At 60.7% G+C, this 20,203-nt stretch carries 13 protein-coding genes; 7 read left to right on the forward strand and 6 right to left on the reverse strand.

The genetic code is table 11. The annotated features are described in order from the left end of the window. Nucleotides 1-107 precede the first annotated feature (107 nt). From PMI23_RS00445 to PMI23_RS00455, 3 genes are read left to right on the forward strand one after another with little or no spacing between them, the layout of a single operon-like run. Nucleotides 108-2,009, forward strand: coding sequence for a sensor histidine kinase (locus tag PMI23_RS00445; RefSeq protein WP_007916731.1), 1,902 nt, complete (start codon nt 108-110; stop codon nt 2,007-2,009). Beyond that, on the forward strand, nt 2,006-3,334 hold the full coding sequence (locus tag PMI23_RS00450; protein ID WP_007949592.1) for a sigma-54-dependent transcriptional regulator: 1,329 nt from the start codon (nt 2,006-2,008) through the stop codon (nt 3,332-3,334). The genes PMI23_RS00445 and PMI23_RS00450 overlap by 4 nt, the downstream gene beginning before the upstream one ends. An 11-nt stretch (nt 3,335-3,345) precedes the next feature. Then, nucleotides 3,346-3,684, forward strand: coding sequence for a GlpM family protein (locus PMI23_RS00455; protein ID WP_007916734.1), 339 nt, complete (start codon nt 3,346-3,348; stop codon nt 3,682-3,684). Nucleotides 3,685-3,874: 190 nt separating this feature from the next. On the opposite strand, the gene PMI23_RS00460 is transcribed toward PMI23_RS00455, so the two are convergent. Both PMI23_RS00460 and PMI23_RS00465 read right to left on the reverse strand, forming a co-directional pair. Continuing rightward, nucleotides 3,875-4,540: a DsbA family oxidoreductase gene (locus PMI23_RS00460; RefSeq protein ID WP_007916735.1), complete on the reverse strand. Its 666-nt coding sequence runs from the start codon at nt 4,538-4,540 to the stop codon at nt 3,875-3,877. Between the two features lie 163 nt (nt 4,541-4,703). After that, on the reverse strand, nt 4,704-5,738 hold the full coding sequence (locus PMI23_RS00465) for an alpha/beta fold hydrolase (RefSeq protein ID WP_007916736.1): 1,035 nt from the start codon (nt 5,736-5,738) through the stop codon (nt 4,704-4,706). Nucleotides 5,739-5,956: 218 nt separating this feature from the next. On the opposite strand from PMI23_RS00465, the gene PMI23_RS00470 reads away from it, so the two are divergent. Both PMI23_RS00470 and metR read left to right on the forward strand, forming a co-directional pair. Continuing rightward, nucleotides 5,957-11,512, forward strand: coding sequence for a dermonecrotic toxin domain-containing protein (locus PMI23_RS00470; RefSeq protein WP_007949593.1), 5,556 nt, complete (start codon nt 5,957-5,959; stop codon nt 11,510-11,512). A gap of 234 nt (nt 11,513-11,746) precedes the next feature. Continuing rightward, nucleotides 11,747-12,664 carry a transcriptional regulator MetR gene (metR, locus tag PMI23_RS00475; protein WP_007916739.1) on the forward strand — a complete coding sequence of 306 codons (918 nt, stop codon included), beginning with the start codon at nt 11,747-11,749 and terminating at the stop codon, nt 12,662-12,664. A 110-nt stretch (nt 12,665-12,774) separates the two neighbouring features. On the opposite strand, the gene PMI23_RS00480 is transcribed toward metR, so the two are convergent. From PMI23_RS00480 to PMI23_RS00495, 4 genes are all read right to left on the reverse strand, one after another. Further along, nucleotides 12,775-13,272 (reverse strand): GNAT family N-acetyltransferase, encoded by a 498-nt coding sequence (locus PMI23_RS00480; protein ID WP_007916741.1) that lies wholly within the window; start codon nt 13,270-13,272, stop codon nt 12,775-12,777. A 2-nt stretch (nt 13,273-13,274) separates the two neighbouring features. Continuing rightward, a complete protein-coding gene (locus PMI23_RS00485; protein ID WP_007916748.1) occupies nt 13,275-13,913 on the reverse strand; it encodes a LysE family translocator in 639 nt (212 codons plus the stop codon). Between the two features lie 23 nt (nt 13,914-13,936). Continuing rightward, nucleotides 13,937-14,371 carry an NUDIX hydrolase gene (locus tag PMI23_RS00490; protein WP_007916750.1) on the reverse strand — a complete coding sequence of 145 codons (435 nt, stop codon included), beginning with the start codon at nt 14,369-14,371 and terminating at the stop codon, nt 13,937-13,939. A 66-nt stretch (nt 14,372-14,437) separates the two neighbouring features. Further along, nucleotides 14,438-15,799 (reverse strand): HD domain-containing phosphohydrolase, encoded by a 1,362-nt coding sequence (locus PMI23_RS00495; protein ID WP_007916752.1) that lies wholly within the window; start codon nt 15,797-15,799, stop codon nt 14,438-14,440. Nucleotides 15,800-16,051: 252 nt separating this feature from the next. Here PMI23_RS00495 and PMI23_RS00500 point away from each other — a divergent pair, with 252 nt between their 5' ends. Beyond that, nucleotides 16,052-18,310: a GGDEF/EAL domain-containing response regulator gene (locus PMI23_RS00500; RefSeq protein ID WP_042704859.1), complete on the forward strand. Its 2,259-nt coding sequence runs from the start codon at nt 16,052-16,054 to the stop codon at nt 18,308-18,310. Beyond that, nucleotides 18,307-20,181: a putative bifunctional diguanylate cyclase/phosphodiesterase gene (locus PMI23_RS00505; protein WP_007916756.1), complete on the forward strand. Its 1,875-nt coding sequence runs from the start codon at nt 18,307-18,309 to the stop codon at nt 20,179-20,181. The genes PMI23_RS00500 and PMI23_RS00505 overlap by 4 nt, the downstream gene beginning before the upstream one ends. The last annotated feature ends 22 nt before the right edge of the window (nt 20,182-20,203 follow it).

Raw genomic sequence — 20,203 nt, forward strand, 5'->3', positions numbered from 1 at the left:
CTGCGATCTTTTGACTTTGTTTTTAAAGATCAAAAGATCGCAGCCTGCGGCAGCTCCTACAGGGGATTGGTGAAGTTTGTTGTGGTGGTTGACCCAAGGCAACTGTGATGAAATGCGACCCCAATCTCTATCGCGCCGCGCCGCCATCACTTGCCGTGAAACCCCGTCTGATTCGTCATCTGTTCCTGCCGCCGCTGGTCATCATCCTGATGATCGGTCTGGGTTACGTCGGCTTCTGGACCAGTGAGCATTTTGGCATTCGCAGCCTCAGCGAAAACGGCCAGCGCCAGCTCGAACTGAACGCACGCGCCGTCGAAAGCGAAATCAGCAAATACACCTACCTGCCCAGCCTGCTGGAACTCGAAACGAGTGTGTCGCAGCTGCTGGCCGACCCGACTCCGGAAAACCGGCAAGCGGTCAACGATTACCTTGAAGGCCTGAACCGGCGCAGCCGCAGTCGGGCCATCTACGTGATGGACACCACTGGCCGTGTCATGGCCACCAGCAACTGGCGCGATGTCGACAGTTACCTCGGTGAAGACCTGTCTTTCCGCGCCTATTTCCAAAAAGCCGTACGCGGCGAGCCAGGCCGTTTCTACGGCATCGGCAGCACCAACGGCGAGCCCGGTTATTACCTCGCCCACGGCCTCGAAGAGCACGGCAAGATCATCGGCGTCGCTGTGGTCAAGGTGCGCCTGGAAGCCATGGAAGAACGCTGGCAACGCGCACGTCTCGAAGCCTTTGTCAGCGATGAAAACGGCATCATCATTCTTTCCAGTGATCCGGCACGTCGCCTTAAATCAGTGATTCCGCTGAGTGACGAAATCAAAGAAAAACTCGCGCGCAGCCTGCAGTACTACTGGTTCCCGCTCAACGAGCTGCAACCGCTGGCCCGGGAAACCCTGTCCGAAGGTGTGGAAAAACTCACCTTCCCCGCCAACAGCGAAGTGCGCTCCGACGATGACGACATAAGCTATCTGGCGCAGACCCGGCCACTGACCGACACGCCGTGGAATTTCACCCTGCTCACGCCGTTGCAGGACCTGCGTCGCGAAGCCATCAACCAAGGGGTTCTGGTGGCGGTCGCGTTTGCGCTGGTGGCGTTCCTGTTGATCGCCTGGAACGAGCGGCGCAAGGTCATCGCCACCCGACTTGCCGCCCGCGAAGCCTTGCAGGAAGCCAACAATCAACTGGAGCGTCGGATTACCGAACGCACCACCGACCTGCGCGCCAGCAACGAGCGTCTGAAGAGCCAGATCCGCGAACGCCGTCAGGCCGAAGAGACCCTGCGCCGTGCGCAGGATGAGCTGGTGCAGGCCGGAAAACTCGCTGCCATTGGCCAGATGTCGACCAGCATCGCCCACGAATTGAACCAGCCGCTGGCAGCGATGCGTACGCTGTCGGGCAACACCGTGCGCTTCCTCGAACGGGGTCAACTGGATGTCGCCAGCACCAATCTGAAAACCATCAACGAGCTGATCGACCGCATGGGCCGGATCACCGCCAGCCTGCGTTCGTTCGCCCGGCGCGGTGACAACCAGGGCCAGGCCAGCCTCGGCAAAGCCGTGGAGGCAGCGCTGCAATTGCTCGGGGCACGCCTGGAGAGTTCGGCGGTCAACATTCACCGCCAGTTCATTGATGTCCAGGTGCAGATCGACCAGACCCGCCTCGAGCAGATTCTGGTCAACCTGATCGGCAACGCCCTCGACGCCATGCAGGCGCAACCCCTGCCCGAGCTGTGGTTGGAGGGCGAAGAGTTCAACGCCAAATATCGTCTGCGCGTGCGTGACAACGGCCATGGCATCGACGCCGAAGCGCGCAAGCATCTGTTCGAACCCTTCTTCACCACCAAGCCCGGCGAACAAGGCCTGGGCCTTGGTCTGACCCTTTCCGCCAGCCTCGCGGCCGCCACCGGCGGGCATCTGGGTGTCGAACACCCCGCCAGCGGTGGCACCACCTTCGTCCTCAGTTTACCGTTGGTAAGCCCTACTCCTGCCGAGCCAATATGAACCACGACCTTAGTGTGCTGATCGTCGAAGACGACCCCCATGTGTTGCTCGGCTGCCAACAGGCGCTGACGCTGGAAGACATCCCCTGTGTCGGCGTTGGCAGCGCCGAAGAAGCGCTCGAGCGTGTCGGCGACAACTTTGCCGGCATCGTCATCAGTGACATTCGCCTGCCGGGCATCGATGGCCTGGAGTTGCTGACCCGCCTCAAACAACGCGATCGCAGCTTGCCGGTGGTGTTGATCACCGGCCACGGCGACATTTCCATGGCCGTTGGCGCGATGCAGAAAGGCGCCTATGACTTCATGGAAAAACCGTTCTCGCCGGAGCGTCTGGTCGACGTCGCGCGGCGTGCGCTGGAGCAACGCAGCCTCGCCCGCGAGGTCTCTTCGCTGCGCCGCCAACTGGCCGAACGCGATTCCCTCGAGGGGCGGATCATCGGCCGCTCGCCGGCGATGCAGAATCTGCGCGAACTGATCGCCAACGTCGCCGACACCTCGGCCAACGTATTGATCGAAGGAGAGACCGGTACCGGCAAGGAGCTGGTCGCGCGCTGTTTGCATGATTTCAGTCGTCGCCACAGCAAACAATTCGTCGCACTCAACTGCGGCGGCCTGCCGGAAAACCTTTTCGAAAGCGAGATTTTCGGCCACGAGGCCAATGCCTTCACCGGTGCCGGCAAGCGGCGTATCGGCAAGATCGAACACGCCGACGGCGGCACGCTGTTCCTCGACGAAGTGGAAAGCATGCCGTTGCCGTTGCAGATCAAGCTGCTGCGCGTGTTGCAGGAACGCACCCTCGAACGCCTCGGCTCGAACCAGAGCGTGGCCGTGGATTGCCGGGTCATCGCGGCGACCAAATCCGACCTCGACGAAGCGAGCAAGGCCGGTGAGTTCCGCAGCGACCTGTATTACCGTCTCAACGTCGTGACCCTGGAACTGCCGCCCCTGCGCGAGCGCCGCGAAGACATCCTGCAACTGTTCGAACACTTCACCCAGCAGTCGGCCCTGCGTTTCGACCGCGCGCTGCCGGAGCTGGACAACCAGACCCTGTCTAACCTGATGAGCCACGACTGGCCAGGCAATGTGCGCGAGCTGCGCAACGTCGCCGAGCGTTTTGCCCTCGGCCTGCCAGCGTTCAAAAAATCCGGCGCCAGCAGCGGTGGACAAGGCCTGGCGTTTGCCGAAGCGGTGGAAGCGTTCGAACGCAACCTGCTCAGCGACGCCCTGCAACGCAGCGGCGGCAACCTGACTCAGGCCAGTCTTGAGCTGGGCATGGCCAAGACCACGCTGTTCGACAAAGTAAAAAAATACGGCCTGAGCCATTAAGCGAGAACGATGTGGATCTTTTTTTCAAAGCCTTGCTGGGCGCAGCGGTGGTGCTGATCATCGCGGCGCTGTCGAAGACCAAAAACTACTACATCGCCGGGCTGGTGCCGCTGTTTCCGACGTTTGCATTGATTGCGCATTACATCGTCGGCAAGGGGCGTTCGATTGAAGATCTGAAGACCACGATCGTGTTCGGCATGTGGTCGATCATTCCGTACTTTGTGTATCTGGCGACGTTGTATGTGATGGTGGATCGGCTGCGACTGGAGGCTTCGTTGGCCGTGGCGGCGGTGGCGTGGTTGATGGCTGCTACGGTGTTGGTGACGGTCTGGGTTCGGTTACACAGCTGACCCTCACCCCAGCCCTCTCCCAGAGGGAGAGGGGGCCGACCGCTGAATATTGAAGATCTCCGCCGACGTGAAAGTGCAGTACCGAATCCATAATCGACTCAATGCATCAGGTCGGCGGATAGCCAAATACAACGTCAGTCCCCTCTACCGGGAGAGGGTTAGGGTGAGGGGCTTTTGGCTCCTACCGATATCAGCTGACCGTCCCGCCCTTGGACTCCGCCATGATCTGCCGGATCGCGCCAACAAACGTCTCCACCGGCTGCCCGCCCGTCACCGCGTACTGCCCGTTGAACACCACGGTCGGCACCGAACTCACCCCGCGCTGCAGCCACAGCTGTTCTTCTTCACGCACCTCATCGGCAAACTCGTCCGACGCCAGTACAGCCTCGGCTCGCTGACGATCCAGCCCGACACTTTCAGCAATCTGCACCAGTTGCCGGTGATCGGACGGATTGCCGCCATCACTGAAATAGGCCTTGAACAGTGCCTCTTTCAAGGCCAACTGCACACCTTCAAGACCGGCCCAGTGCAACAGGCGATGCGCATCGAAGGTGTTGTAGATGCGGCTGTTGCCATCAGTGCGAAAGGCAAACCCCAGTTCGGCGCCACGGGCGCGAATGGCTTCGCGATTCTTCTGCGATTGCTCCGGGGTCGAGCCGTATTTCTCTTGAATGTGCTCGGCAATGTTCTGCCCGTCGGCACCCATTTTCGGATTCAGTTCGAATGGCTGAAATCGGATCTCGGCCTGCACTTCGTTGCGCAGAATTTCCAATGCCTGTAACAGGCCATACAAACCGACGACGCACCAAGGGCAGGACACGTCGCTGACAAAGTCGATTTTCAGAGCGGAATTCATCAAACACCTCGCAGGGGAAATCGTGCGGGAAAGTTTGCACGATACACCTGCTCCGGATTTTGTGGTGACCGTAACGGCACCTTCGCGAGCAGGCTCGCTCCCACAGAGGTACGCATTCCAAATGAGGTCGCGAAGGGGCCATACCAACACCGCCCACTTTTGTTTAGAGCAGATTCGCGCCCACCACCGGTTCAATCTGCGCCCAGTGCGAGGTGTCTTCACGATGCGCCTGCAAATACGGCAGCACCGCCGCCAGCAACGGCGCCTTGAACGCCTCCTGAAAACGATGCGCCAGCCCCGGAATCAGCTTCAACTGACTGCCGCGAATATGCGCCGCCAGATGAACCCCGTGCATCACCGGCAACAGCGGATCCGCCGTGCCATGCACCACCAGCGTCGGCACCCGCAATTGATTGAGCAATGCCACCCGGCTCGGCTCGGCAAGGATCGCCATGATCTGCCGCTTCACGCCCTCGGGGTTGAACGCACGGTCATACGACAGCGCAGCCTGATGCAGCAAGGCCTGCCGGTCATCCGCGACCGCCGGGCTACCCAGTGCCGCCAGCAAATCAGCCTGTTGCTCCAGTGCCACCTGACGATTCGGTGCGCCGCGACGCGACAACAACTGAACCAGCGCGGCACTCGGTGCCGGCAATCCTTCGGCGCCCGAAGTGGTCATGATCAAGGTCAGGCTCTCGACCCGCTGCGGGGCCATTGCCGCCATGTGCTGGGCAATCATCCCGCCCATGCTCGCGCCCAGCACGTGGAATTGCTCAACGTGCAGCGCGTCCATCAAGCCCAGCGCATCGTCAGCCATGTCGGTCAAACTGTAGGGCGCCGACACCGGCAGACCGAGCTTGTAGCGCAGTACTTCAAAGGTCAGGTTGGCTTCGGCCGGCGCCTGACGCCAGGTCGACAGACCGACGTCGCGGTTGTCATAGCGAATCACCCGAAAGCCCTGCTGACACAGCGCGACCACCACTTCGTCCGGCCAGTGGATCAACTGTCCGCCCAGGCCCATGACCAGCAACAACGCCGGATCCGACGCGCGACCAATGCTCTGGTAAGCCAGGCTCACCTGCTGCAGATCAACGTGCTCTGTCGGCACATTGACGTCGCAACGCGCCGCCGCCCAGGACGACGGTCCGAAAAAAATCGCGACCAAAACAGCCGCGACCGATAAAAAAGCCTTAACCATGAAAAACACCGAAACGCAGAACCCCAGTAGAGCGCGAGTCTGATGAAGTTTGTTCAAGCGCGCTGCCACACTTCCATGACAGTTTGATGAAGAGTGCCGAGCGGTCATGGACGCTGGTCGCAAAGAATATCTATGTACCGCCATCGCCTTGCGCGATTTCTCTTGAATGACCCGCTCAGGGACGGATTCCCCGCCCCGCCAATGCGAGTCACGCCACCATGCCCGATCGCCTTATTCTGGATGAGCTCCCCGCACCGTCACCGTTGCCAGAGACCGTCGAGCACCTGCCGAAAACGATTGATCACAGTCTGCTGCTGCGGGCCAACCAACGCTGGCGCACCAGCAGTGAGGGTTTGCGCGACTTGTTTGCCGCCAGCCCGGCCCTGCGCGACAGCGTCAATGAACTGCTGCGCCAACAACTGCAACTGGATGGCGAAAAAACCGGACTGCGCTTTGCTGCCACCGATGACCAGCCGGAACATATCGTCAGCCTCACCGATGCCTGTGCCTTTGTCGTTCAACAGCCGACGCTGGAAACCGACCTGGATCAGCGCTGTGACCTCACCGGTATCGGCGCAGATCATCCGTTGTATGCCTTGAAGCCCCTGCAACTCCTGGAAAAACTCAAAGCCCTCGACCCACGTAAAAGCCACGAGACTCGCTGGGCACAATTCTGGGACGCGCGAGCGCCGCGCACGCCTGTGTCGCGCCGTACCCGAGCCACGCAGCTTTACCGTGCGCATTTCGAAGCCACTGCGCACATGGCTCTCGCTCATCAGACGATTACCGCAGCGCAACTCAAAACGCTGCAACTGATCATTGATTCAGGTGCTGACGCGCTGACGATCGATGGTCAGCCCATTCATACGGAAAAACTGGCGCTGGTACTGAGCAACGACAGCAAGGTCAAACTCCCCGGTGCATGGGTCGTCAGCGTCGGCGATGTGTCCACAGCGGCACCATTGCTTTATCTGCCCTGCAACGCCACATCGATCCAGGCCTTCAATACACGCGCAGCAATGCAGACGTGGCTGACCCGTCAGGTACCGATCCCCACGGGACTGCCCAAGGAAATACTGCGCGTTGACTACAGCGCAGCGCTCGACCCGATGGTCACCGGGGCAAGCGATCTGTTCGCAGGTCGACACCACGCGCAACTCGATGCGTTGAGCAATACCAACAAAGACACTCCCGGGATCAAAGAGCACGGCGCGCGATCACTGATACATGTCGACCTGATCGATCATCAACGCAGCAGCGCGATCATTGTGGCGGCCCCGCCAAAACCGCTCACGCCCGGCAGTGATAGCGAGATGGAGGACGAATCGCTGTTCGGCAGCCTGTCGGCCGGCATTCCACTGGCCGTGCGACAATCAGCGCTCAAACGCGAACGCGATGCGCTTGAACGCTTGCAGAGCAACGATGGCGACGGTGCTCGATATCGGCAATGCAAGGAAGCCCTCAAAACGCTGGAAACCGCTGAGCAAGCCGGCGAGACCGCCGCCTCATCCCTGCTGTACCGCGACAATCCGCTCGACGTCAGCACTTTCAACACGGCGCTCACGGCCCTGCGTCAGGCGCACCGGGATGGCTTGTATGCCGAAGGCAATCTGCAAGCGGCGTTGGGCCAACTCGACAGCGCCGATCACGATCTGCTCAAAGCCGTGCTGGACAACCCTGTTGCCGCCGAACGCGACCCGGACATCACGGCAGCGAGCCTGACCTTGTCACTGACCGAAACCAAGGACGAGATACGTACGACGCAGAGTGAACGGCTCAAAGGCGTGCTGGTGATCGGACGCCAGGTGATGCTCACGGACCGGGCATCGACGTCCAGTCTGCTGCTCTACTGGCCAGGCACCGGTGGGGGCCTGCAGCGCTTTGCTGATCGCCAGACACTGGAGCGCGAGGTGTTCAGGATTGCGGACCACGCCAGCGATCTGACCCTGCAACTGAGCCCGCTCACCACAGACCCGCTGCATCACTGCCTCAATGAGCTGATAACCGACTTCGAATCAAAAGCCACCCTTCTGCGCGGTCTGCCCGAGCAGGCGGACGCCCTGGAAATTCTGCGCCAAGGCTGTCTCGCCACTGTGCAGGTTCCGCTGCACGACGCCCGAAGCCTGGCCTTTGCTCACCTGCAAGAGCAGGAACGCACCGCCACCCTCGCCGGCCATCGGCCAGGCTGGTTGACCAGACTCAACGAGAATGAGCGTAACGGGCTGAAACACAACATCGAGGCGTATATCGCAGCGATGCGCACAAGCCACGCCCTTATGACGCTCGCGCTGGAACCGCGTGACGACTTCACCCGCCGACACCTGTACGCCCGACTGCGCAAGGATTTTTCCCTTGAAGGCCATTTTTCCATACAAGTCGAGTTGCCCGACTCGACCACTACCGAACAGGTTCCTGAGGCAGGGCCCGGTGGCATTCGCAAAACCACCGTCATTGTCCCTGGCAAGTCCCGCAGCAAAATGTCACTTGAGGACCTGGCCCAGCTGAATATCGATAATGTGCAATCAGTGCTCAATGACTCGCTGTCGCAACGCCTGGTCTTCCTGCGCCTGGAGGTCACCGCGACGCATAAAAAGGATCGCTCCCGCCTGCTCAACGGCATCAACCTGAGGTATCTGCGCAAGGTGCTGCCGGAACTGGATCTGCCCAAGGCGTATGAACAGAAGATCAATGAAGCATTCAGGGGCGCAAGCAGCGAGTCGCTCTTCGTCAAACAGCATCGCCGGGAAAGCCTGATCGAGCCATGGCGGCTGATGCTCAAAATACAAAGCGAGACTGCCCGCCTGCAAAAACATCTCAGCCGTGATGAGTCCGCCTTGCTGAACATCGCCATCGATGCCAGCACCGTAGACGCGTGGCAAGCCAACGGCAAGCGCCTGGTCCTGCTGCCGGTCGCTCTGAAAGCAGGCGGCAAGGATACCCCCGGCGAAGGGCCGGTAACCCTGTCCGGCGTCAGCCTGATCGAAGAACAGATCAGCGGCGTCACTTTGCTGTATCTGCCAGACAGCCAGGACGGGCAGTTTTTCCGCCGCTACGACAATCTTGAAGCGGCGCGCAAAGGGTTGTTCCGGTTGTGCGGGAGTGACAAGTGGATCGAGTATCTGGCGGGCAGGACGTTGCAAGGCAACGTCAGGGCTCATATCAGCCGTATCGGCCAGGCCGTGGAAAAAAACTTCGACGCCATTATTGAAGTGGGCGTGCGCTGGCCGGCAAGTACCTCGCTGGCAGCGCACCTGCTCGATGCTCACATGGGCCGGTTGATCGAAGCCCATCGCGGCACGTCGCGCTCCAACGATGAACTGTTCTTCGAGCGCTATGCCCTGAAAGGTCCGCGCGCTTTTAACTACATAAAAATGGCGCTGGGGATGGTGCCCTTCGTCGGCAGTGTGCTGGCGCTTTATCAGGCCTGGACCGCTGCCAATCAGGCCGTCGCTGCATTTCTGCGTGGCGACGTGGCTGACGGTCTGGTGGAAATCGAGTCGATGCTGCTGTCGTTGGTCGACGCTTTCATGGATTTGCTCCCGGGCGAAGCAGCCGCCTCGACTCTCTCGCGCACGACCCGCGCGTTGACTCGGGCGCGCCAACTTCACGCGGTGGTCCGCAACGTGGCGGCATTGCAGATCAAAACGCAGCGTCACGCCCGGCATGTGCTGGCGCGCTTCAAGGATTACGAATATGAAAAGCCGATTTCCCTGACAGGCACAGAACCCGCCAGCCATGGCCTCTACCGCGGGATCTACCGGCATGCCGAGGGTGATTTCATTGAACGTCAGGGTCGCCTCTACCCAGTGGAGCTGAGCCGGGATTCGCGCAGCTGGCGTCTGTCCGGTAACTCGCGAAAAACTTACAAGCAGCCGATCGCACTGGATGAAAACGGGCAATGGGACACATGGTTCGGCGTCTACGGGGAGCCCCTTGAAAGCGGCTTGGCCGGTGGCGGCAATATTGCCGGGCGTGTCGCCGATACGCTGGATGCTTACTGGCCACCGGCGATTCGGCAGCGCCTGCCGCGCTGGCTGGTGGATCGAAACTTTCGCCGTCACCATCAACTGACCGCCGCCGCTGACGAACTGGCTGATCAACTGCAGGCCCGAGGTGCAAAAAGCGACCTGGTACTGAACGCCTACCGCGCCGCCTCTGTAGCGGAACGCCCCGCCATGTGGCCGGCGGTCGAAGCCGCCTGCGTCGGCGATATCCAATTAGCCCAACAGCGTTACCAGACGTTGACCGAGCTGACTGAGGTGGCCCATCGCAGAAAGCGCAGGGAAGTCGCCGATATGCAAAGCAAGACCGCATGGTTATTGACCGATCGCTATCGGCGGCGCGCAGTTCACGCATCGCACAATGTTCACGCCATGACACTGAAGATCAAGGAGCTCAAGCAGGTACGCGATGCTCTGCCAGACGGCACACTGGCCCGGCGCCTGGAAATCATGGAAGAGATACGTGTCTTGCGTGTCGAGATCGTGAAAAAGCTCGACCATATGGAAGGGTTCAAGGAGCAGGTCAATCAATGGTATGAACGTATGCTTGCCAAAGACCGGCCGAAGATGTCCGCACTCGTCGACAACATCAACGTTCTGCACAGCGATACATCCCTGCTGTACCTGAAAACCTCTCAACGCCTTGAGATCGTCAAGAAAGCCGGCAGCCCCGATGATGCGTCGTGGCTCTATCTGCTGGAACTGGCGGAGCCACTTCGAAATAACATCGACCGTGTCCTGTACAGCCAGTACGACCTGCCGAACATTCTTGGCACGGTCGCCCAACGTAACCGGATTCTTCAGGAGTGCGTCGACGTCTGTGTCGAGTACCGTCGCGAGATGGCCGCCTGGACCGCCAGCTATCCGCAATTCTTTCATCTGGAAGTGGTCGAGCCATTGCTTGAAGGCGTTGACCGACTGGCCGATCGGGCGCGCGCCGGGATCAACAAACCGCCCGGGCCAAGCGTTGCAGGACAACCGCAACAGCGTGTGTTCATCACGGAAGACAATCAACTGCGCCATGGCGTCGAGCAATGGGACAGTGCGACCCAGACCCGACAATATAAAAGTACCGGGCCTGGTGGCCATGAAGAGATCTGGGAACAAGGCGCCGATGGCAGATTACGCCTGACCAATCCGCAAAACATCGCAACCCGTTCGCCCGCCGTGTTAAGTCTGGCCAAACTGCTCACCGAAGCACAGCAGCGTCTGGATAACGTGGCAGCTTACCGCGCCAAAGTGCAGAGCAACGCCGACCGGGACATGCTCCCTGTCAACCTGGAACACATGATGACCAGCCAGGCAGGCGAGCTCAATACCCGCGCCAATCGCATCGCCGCCAAGTCGCCAGAGCAGCCGATCATTCAGCAATTGCGCGATCAGGCCGCTGAGCTGATCGTCGAAGGTCGTGCCCTGCGCACCCAATACTCACTGACCAGTCAGAAGCCCACCGACGGTATGCTTGATGACCTCATCGGACAGAACGCCGTAGTGATCCGCCGACCCCTTGCGATCCGGCGCATCACCGACCATCAGGGGCAACCCGACTACCTGCAGGAATATGAAATCTGGAACATCACGCGCGAACCTGAGCAACTGCTCTGGTACGCACATTTCCATTACCGCTCGGCGACCCGACCTTTGCGCAAATTCGAAAGGGCTCACCTGAAACTGCCAGCGCATCGCCACCTGACTCACGCTGACGACCCGACCCTGCTCGATTCCAGAATCACCGCACAGTCGATTGTTTTGCAGCATTTCGAAGGGATTTGAATCCACACGTGCTACCGCCCGTCGCTACTGTCAGATCTGACAGTAGCGCGGCGAGGTGTTCGCGCAGCCAATGGTTCGACGACGGAACCCACGTTGAGCCGTTGAAACGATCAGGGAATGGCAGGCGACTTCGAGACTGCACGCGTAAAAAGGTGTAATCGTCGACAGCGCTCTCAACTTGAGACAAACTCACCCTCTTTGCGTTAATCAAAAGTTTTCCTCATGGAGCCATCGGTGCTTGAAATCCGCCACCTGAAAACCCTGCATGCCTTGCGCGAAGCCGACAGTCTGGTCGATGCCGCCGACCGTTTGCACCTGACGCAGTCAGCGCTGTCGCACCAGTTCAAGGAGCTTGAGGAGCGCTTGGGCATGGCTCTTTTCGTGCGCAAGACCAAACCGGTGCGCTTCACCAGTGCCGGTTTGCGCCTGCTGCAACTGGCCGATGCGACCCTGCCGCTGTTACGCGCCGCTGAACGGGATATCGGTCGGCTGGCCGGTGGCACCGCCGGGCGTTTGCATATGGCCATCGAATGCCACAGCTGCTTTCAGTGGCTGATGCCGACCATCGACCAGTTCCGCGATGCCTGGCCGGAAGTCGAACTCGACCTCGCCTCGGGTTTCGCTTTCGCTCCGTTGCCGGCGCTGGCCCGTGGCGATCTGGATCTGGTGGTGACGTCCGATCCACTGGAAATCGCCGGGATCACTTATGTGCCACTGTTCACCTACGAAGCCATGCTCGCGGTGGCCAATCAGCATGCGCTGGCGAGCAAACCGTACATCGTCCCCGAAGACTTGCTGACGGAAACGCTGATCACCTACCCGGTGGAACGCGACCGCCTCGACATCTTCACGCGCTTCCTGGAACCGGCCGACATCGAGCCGGCCCAAGTGCGCACTTCAGAGCTGACAGTGATGATGATGCAACTGGTTGCCAGCGGCCGTGGCGTCTGCGGCATGCCGCACTGGGCGTTGCATGAATACAGCTCGCGCGGTTACGTGAAGGGCAAACGGCTGGGGGAAAAAGGCTTGTTCGCGACGTTGTACGCGGCGATTCGTACCGACATGCTCGATGCGCCGTACATGCGTGATTTTCTGCTGACGGCGAAAGACACGTCGTTCTCGACTCTCGACGGTGTCAGCGCCGTGCGCTGAGTCACTTGTGGGAGCGAGCCTGCTCGCGAAAGCGATGTATCAGACACACAAATAGTGACTGTCAGATTGCCTTCGCGAGCAGGCTCGCTCCCACAGGGATCAGTGGAATATCAGAGTTGACGCCACATATGGATCTTGTCGAAATAGTCCTCGCCCACCCGCACCGCCAGTGGTTCGAGGCCGAACTGGATGAAGCCGCAGCGCTGATAGAGCTTGAACGCCGCGTCATTGCCGGCGGTGACGGTGAGCTGGAGCAGTTTCAGCGCCGGGTGGTTTTGCGCTTCGGCAATGGCCGCCTGCACCAGTTCATGGCCCAGGCCGCGCTGGCGAAAATCCGCTGAAACGTACATGCCGAACAGGGTCGCTTTATGCCGCGCCTTCTCGCGCGGTTCGAAGGCCAGGCCAACGATGCCGGCGAGCGTGCCCCCATCGAAGGCACCGAGAACCACATCGAGCTTGCTGGTCAGGCGCCCTTCCCACCAGCTCAATGGCATCACCGCGCGTTCGCGCACGCTTGAGGTAAAAGCCTGCGGATGGCGGTCATAGGCTTCGAGCATCAGTTCGCGGTAAGCCAGGGCATGACTGGCGTCCAGCCGTTCGATCCACATGCTCACGGCGTCCTGCGCTGCTCAAGCATCAGCCGCACAGCGAGACCGCCGAGGACGAAGCCCATGAAATAACGCTGCAGCGCCAGCCACGTCGGGTTACGCACAAACCACGAAGCGATGCCCGCCGCGAACAGCGCGATCAGCAGATTGACGCAGAAACTGACGCTGATCTGGGTCAGGCCGAGAATGATGCTTTGGGTGAACACCGAGCCGTGTTCAGGGGTGATGAACTGCGGAAATACCGAGAGATAGAACACGGCGATTTTCGGGTTCAGCGCGCTGGTGAGAAAGCCCATGGTGATCAGCTTGCGCGACGAGTCCGCCGGCAATTGCTGCGCTTGGAACGGCGAGCGTGCGCCAGGCTTCACCGCTTGCCAGGCCAGCCACAGCAGGTACAGCGCGCCGGCCCATTTCAGCACTTCGTAGGCCATCGGCACCGCCAGAAACACAGCGGTCAAACCGGCCGCCGCCGCAAACAGATGCACAAAGAACCCCGCCACCACGCCGAGCAACGACGTCACCCCGGCCTTGCGTCCCTGACAGATCGAACGCGAGATCAGGTAGATCATGTTCGGCCCCGGCGTCAGCACCATCAGCAGGGCAGCGGCGGCAAAAATCAGCAGGTCTTGCAGCGGGATCATGGCAAAGTCCTTTGCGTGGATGATCAGGCGATTGCGCTCAGCGAGTTGCGATAAAACGGCAGGATCAGGTCGCGTGTCAATGGCGCCAGAACGACAGCAGGATCAGTGGTCGGATCGACCCAGATCACTTCTTCGATTTCTGCGGCCGGCGTGACTTCAGCGTCGATGGTCAGTTGGAAGATCTCGGCCTGCACGACACACCCCGGCTCGTTGGCTGCAGGCGCCGAGAACTGGCCGAGAAACCTGGCCTGCGCAGGATCGATCTGCAGCCCCAACTCTTCTTCCAGCTCGCGGGCCAGCGCGTGCACCGGCAACTCATGCGCCTCGATCTTGCCGCCCGGTTGCATGAATGCCGTGGTGCCACGCTTGCGTACCAGCAGGGTCTGGCCTTCGGGATTGAGCAACAGCGCGGCGGCTATACGAATCAGGTTTGCAGAGACAAGGGATACAGAAGTCATGGGGCAGCCACCAGCGTGAAAAACCCCAAGGATCCCATGCGAGCGCCGCTGAGGTCACCCCGTAAATCACTCACCCTGAGCCTTGAGCGTGGCTTCAACCTCCTCCGGCACCTTGACGAAAATCGTGTACTTGCCGCCCTCCATGGCTTCGAACGCAATCAGCTTTTCCACCAGCAGGGCGCTGAGCACCTTGCCGGCGTTGAGCAGCAGCATGCCGTTATCGGCATTCAGATTGCGCGCCAGAATCATCCCCGCCGCCAGATCCCGAGTAGACAGCACCTTGACCGACGGATCGGCCAGCGTCACGTCGCTGAGGAACGCCGCGCACACCTGAATGAAGTCTTCGACCAGATCGGGATCGTACAAACGTCCGGCGTACTGGCGCAGGTACAGCAGCGCTTCATCGCTGTTCATCTGCCGCTCAAGGATCAGACCGCGCTGCAACTCGACGAAATCCACCGCCAGTTTCAGCAAGCGTGAACCGAACGGAATGCCCTCGCCCTTGAGCCGGTCAGGAAAACCGCTGCCGTCCCAGCGCTCCTGATGATGCAGGATCAGACGCGCCGCATCCTTCATCGGATCCAGGGTCATGAGCAACGATTCGCTCTGCTTCGGATAACTGCGATAGCGCTCGCGTTCGGTATGGCGCAGCAGATCCGAGGGCGTGGTCATCATCGCGTCGGTCCAGCTCAGTTTGCCAATGTTGTACAGCGCCGCAGCCATGGTCAGATCGCGGCTGGTGGCCTCGTCCAGCCCGTGCTGTTTGCAGTAGCTGCGCACCAGTTCGATGATCTGCCGGTTGGTCTGCTTGGCAGGTGGCAAGCGCAGATTGGCCAGCAGCGAGAACACTTCAGTGCCGGTGACGTAGCTGTGCTTGAGCTCTTCGTACGCCAGATCAAGCATGTCGGCGGTCTGCTGCAGTTCGGCGGTGCGCGCCGCGACATGCTTTTCGAGGGTGCTGTTGAGCAGTTTCAACTGGTCGTTCTGCACCCGGTTCAAGCGTTCCAGACGCTGGCGCTCCTGCTCGGAATGCTGGTGTTCGAGGGACTGGCGCAGAATCAGCAGCAGCTCCTCGTCATTCCACGGCTTGCTGATGTAACGGTGAATCTGCCCGTCATTGATGGCTTTGATGATCGCCGCCGGATCGGCGTAGCCGGTGAGCATGATCCGCGCAGTCGCCGGATAACGCTCACGGACATGCGCCAGTAACGAAGCTCCATCCATGCCCGGCATGCGCGCATCGCTCATCACCAGATTTACCGGCTGCTGCGCGAGAAGCTCCAGCGCCTGGGCGCCGCTGGTGGCCAACAGCAGATCGTAGGGTTGGCCGCGCAACAGGCGACGCAGACTATTGAGGATCGACTCCTCGTCGTCGACCAGCAGCACAGTGGGTCGATGCGCCGGCATCGGCGCGGATGGCTCTTCCATGGCATGGCCTCAAGCAAACAGGGAAATTACGACGCACCGAGCCAACACTGCGCCGGTCCGCGCCTGAGTCCAAGGCTAGATGATTTTCGCCGGCATTCACGCCGATCTTTGTCCGGGGCCGAAAGCGTAGTACCGAGGAGCCGACTATGCTGAAGACAGCGCAAGACACCATCGGCTGATACAAGCAGGCAAATGGCGAGGGAAAAGGATGCCCCGGATGATCACAGCATGCCTCCCCACGGGCGGCGCGGCATGACAGCAGCAACCGTGCACATCAATCGCCGTGTGCTGATCGTTGACGACAGCCCGGCAATCCATGGCGATTTTGCCAAGATTCTCTGTCCGGTCATCCCCGGCGACGATGGTCTGGGCGAAACCGAGAGCCTGCTGTTCGGCACCCCTTCAGTACAGCAATCCCAACATTTCGAACTGGATTCGGCGTTTCAGGGCCGCGAAGCCCTGGAAAAACTCCAGGCCGCACTGGCGCAAAACCGTCCCTACGCCATGGCCTTCATCGACATGCGCATGCCGCCGGGCTGGGATGGCCTGGAGACCATCGAACGGCTGTGGCAGATCGACCCCAAGCTGCAAGTTGCGCTGTGCACGGCCTATTCCGATTATTCCTGGGAGGACATCGACCGACGTCTGGCGCTCAACGACCGGTTGCTGATCCTGAAAAAGCCCTTCGACGCCATCGAGATACGGCAGATGGCCAGCGCCCTCACGGTCAAATGGCAGATGACCGAAGACGCCGAGCTGAAGATGACCCTGCTGGAAGCTGCGGTGCAGGAGCGCACCCGCGAGCTGTCCGATGCCAATATGATCGTGCAGAACAGCCCGACCATTCTTTACCGTTTGCGCGGCGAACCCTCGTTTGCGCTGATGTATATCTCCCACAACATCACCCGTTACGGTCATGTCGCCGCCGATCTGGTGGGGTCGCCCGACTGGGCGCAGGCACTGATTCATCCGGACGATCAGGCGAACGTCGATGCGGCCATGGCCCGGGTGCTGGATCGGCATGCGTCGGGCGCGTCCATCGAATTCCGCATGCGCACCGGCCAGGGCACCTGGCGCTGGGTGGAGAACCGCTACATTCCGGTGCGCGATCAGGACGGCCGCCTGCTGGAAGTCGAAGGCATCATCCTCGACATCACCGAACGCCGCCTGGCCGAGGAAAAACTGGCCTTGCTCGCGCGCTCCGATGGCCTGACGGGCCTGGCCAATCGCGCCACGTTGATCGAACGCCTGCATCAGGCGTTTGCTGCCGCGCGACGGGGCGCCATGCCGTTCGCGGTGTTCTACCTGGACCTCGACCATTTCAAACGGATCAATGACACCCTGGGCCACCCGGTGGGCGATCTGCTGCTGCAGGAGGTCGCCCGGCGTATCAAGTTCGGCGTCCGCGAAAGTGACGTAGTGGCGCGCCTAGGCGGCGATGAATTCGCGATCCTGCAACTGGACGTCAGCGACCCGACCCAATCGGCCACGATGGCTGCCAACATCCGCGACACGCTGCTGGCGCCCTACCACCTGGCCGGTAATGCGTTGCATATTTCGGTGAGCATCGGCATCAGTAGTTACAGCGACCTCAGCCTCGATGCCGACGCGCTGCTCGGGCAGGCCGACATGGCGCTGTACCGCGCCAAGGAAATGGGCCGCAACCAGTACCACTTCCACTCCGAGGAAATCTCCCGGGAAGTGGCCGAACGCATGACCCTCGTCAGCGAATTGATGACCGCCCTCGAGAGCAATGAACTGATGCTGCGGTATGCGCCGGAAATCGATCTGCACAGCGGCCGAATTCTCGGCATGGAGGCGCAAGTCCTCTGGCAGCATCCCCGTCGCGGTCTGCTGGCGGCCGCCGACTTCGTGCCGATTGCGGAGAAAACCGGCGCGATCATTCCGCTCGGACGCTGGGTGCTGGATCACGCCTGCCAGCAGATGCATCTGTGGCGTAACGAAGGCGTCGCGCCGCCGGTGATGGCGATCAAACTCTCGCTGGCGCAACTCAAGAGCGGCCCGGAACTGATCTACAACGTGCTACGCACCACCGCCCGCTGGGAGCTCGCCCCTTGGGAGCTGCGCTTCGATGTCACCGAGGCCACGCTGGCCCAGACCAAGTGGACGCACAACGATGCGCTGCCGCGCCTGCGTGAACTGGGCGTGGCCATCGCCATCGATGATTTCGGCACCGAATACTCATCGTTCGACTATCTGAAAACCTACCGGGTCAATCACCTCAAACTGGCGCAGAGTTTCGTCGACAGTGCCGCCCACGATGTCGCCGGCGCCAATGCCCTGCGCGCGATCGTCAACTTCGCCCGGGACTTGGGCATCGGCATCATCGCTGAAGGCCAGCCATCGCCGGAGCAGCCGCGCGCGCCCTCTGCCGCAGCCGCGCTGCCCAGTGCCCGGGGCCTGTATTTCAGCGCGGCGGTCAGCGCCGAACAGGCCGGGCATTTGCTCAAGGACAGTTCCCTCCTCGCACCGAAGGAGGACGAGGCATGAAAGCGCCTTTTCCCCAGACCAACCGGCGCATCCTGATCATCGACGACACGCCGGCGATCCACGATGACTTTCGCAAGATCCTTGCGCCACAGGTTTCAGACGCAGCGGATTTGCAGCAACTGGAGCAAACGTTGTTCGGCACTCAGCAGACGCCGCACCTGAGCTTCCAGCTCGACTCCGCCTATCAGGGCCAGGAAGCGCTGGCGCTGGTCAACCGGGCACTGGCCAGTGGCAATCCCTACGCCCTCGCCTTTATCGACATGCGCATGCCGCCCGGCTGGGACGGCCTGGAAACCATTGAGCAACTGTGGCGAGTCGACCCGAATTTGCAAATCGCCTTGTGCACCGCCTACAGCGACTACAGCTGGGAGGCGATGGCCGAACGGCTGGAGTTTGGCGACCAGTTGCTGATCCTGAAAAAGCCGTTCGACAGTCTGGAAATCCGCCAGATGGCCAACGCCCTGACGTGGAAATGGCAACTGGCGCAAGACGCGGCGCTGAAGATGCTCAGCCTTGAGCGAACCATTGAGGCGCGGGTGCACGAACTGCTCAAGGTTTCGCACCTGCTGCAATACGACAGCCTCACTGAACTGCCCAACAGCACCCTGCTCGGTGATCGCCTGAGCCAGGCCATAGCGGTGTGCCGACGGCATGACAAACAACTGGTGGTGATGTTTCTCGGCCTGGATCGCTTCAAGCGTATCAACAACGCGCTGGGTCATCCGGCGGGCGACGAGATGCTCAAACGGGTCGCCCGACAACTGCTGACCTGTGTGCGTGATTCGGACTCGGTGTTTCGCTACGGCTCCGACGAGTTCGTAGTGATCCTCGGCGACATCAACCACCCTCAGCAAACCCACGCCGTCGCGGAAAAACTCCTCACGGCCATTCGCTTGCCGCAGACGATTGCCGGTCACGATGTCAGCGTCACTGCCAGCGTCGGCATCAGCGTCTACCCCGATGACGGCCTCGAAGCCACCGAGCTGATCAAGAAGGCCGAGACCGCGATGCGCAACGTCAAGGAACTGGGGCCTGACAACATCGGCTTCTTTATCGAAGCCATGAACCAGCACGCCCGGGAACAGCACAGCATCGAGTCGGGCATTCGCCGCGCCCTGCAGGAACATGAATTCGTCCTGCACTATCAGCCGAAAATCGACCTGCGCACGGCCGCCGTGGTGGGTGCCGAAGCACTGCTGCGCTGGCAAAAACCCGGGCATGGCTGGGTCTATCCGGCGGACTTCATCCCGGTGGCCGAGGACAGTGGCCTGATCGTGCCGTTGAGCAAATGGGTGCTGGCTGAAGCCTGTCGGCAGACCCGTGCCTGGCAACTGGCCGGACTGCCGCCGATCCGCATGTCGGTCAACACTTCACCCATCGATTTTCGCCAGCGTGACTTCGTCGCCGGCATCGAACGCGTACTGCAACAGACTGGTCTGGCGCCCGAGTGGCTGGAACTGGAAATCACCGAAGGCGTGCTGATGCAAAACGTCGAAGCGACGATGACAGCACTTAACCGCCTGAAAACGCTGGGCACGCGGCTGGCCATCGACGACTTCGGCACCGGTTATTCCAGCCTGAGCTACCTGCGGCGGTTTCCCATCGATGTGCTGAAGATCGACCAATCGTTCATTCGCAACCTGTGCAACGACCGCAGCGATGCCGCGCTGGTGAGCGCGATCATCAACCTGGGCAAGAGCCTGGGCCTGAACGTCATCGCCGAGGGCATCGAAACCGCCGAACAACTGGCGTTTCTCAAGGCCCACCACTGCGAAGAGGGCCAGGGCTACTTTTTCAGCAAGGCGCTGCCGGCAGACACGTTTGCGCAGTTGCTCGCTGGTACGCAACCCACGCCCTGGGCGATTGAATGATCACTGTGAAAACGGCCTTGAG

The sequence above is a fragment of the Pseudomonas sp. GM24 genome (genome assembly GCF_000282235.1).
Taxonomy (GTDB): Bacteria; Pseudomonadota; Gammaproteobacteria; order Pseudomonadales; family Pseudomonadaceae; genus Aquipseudomonas.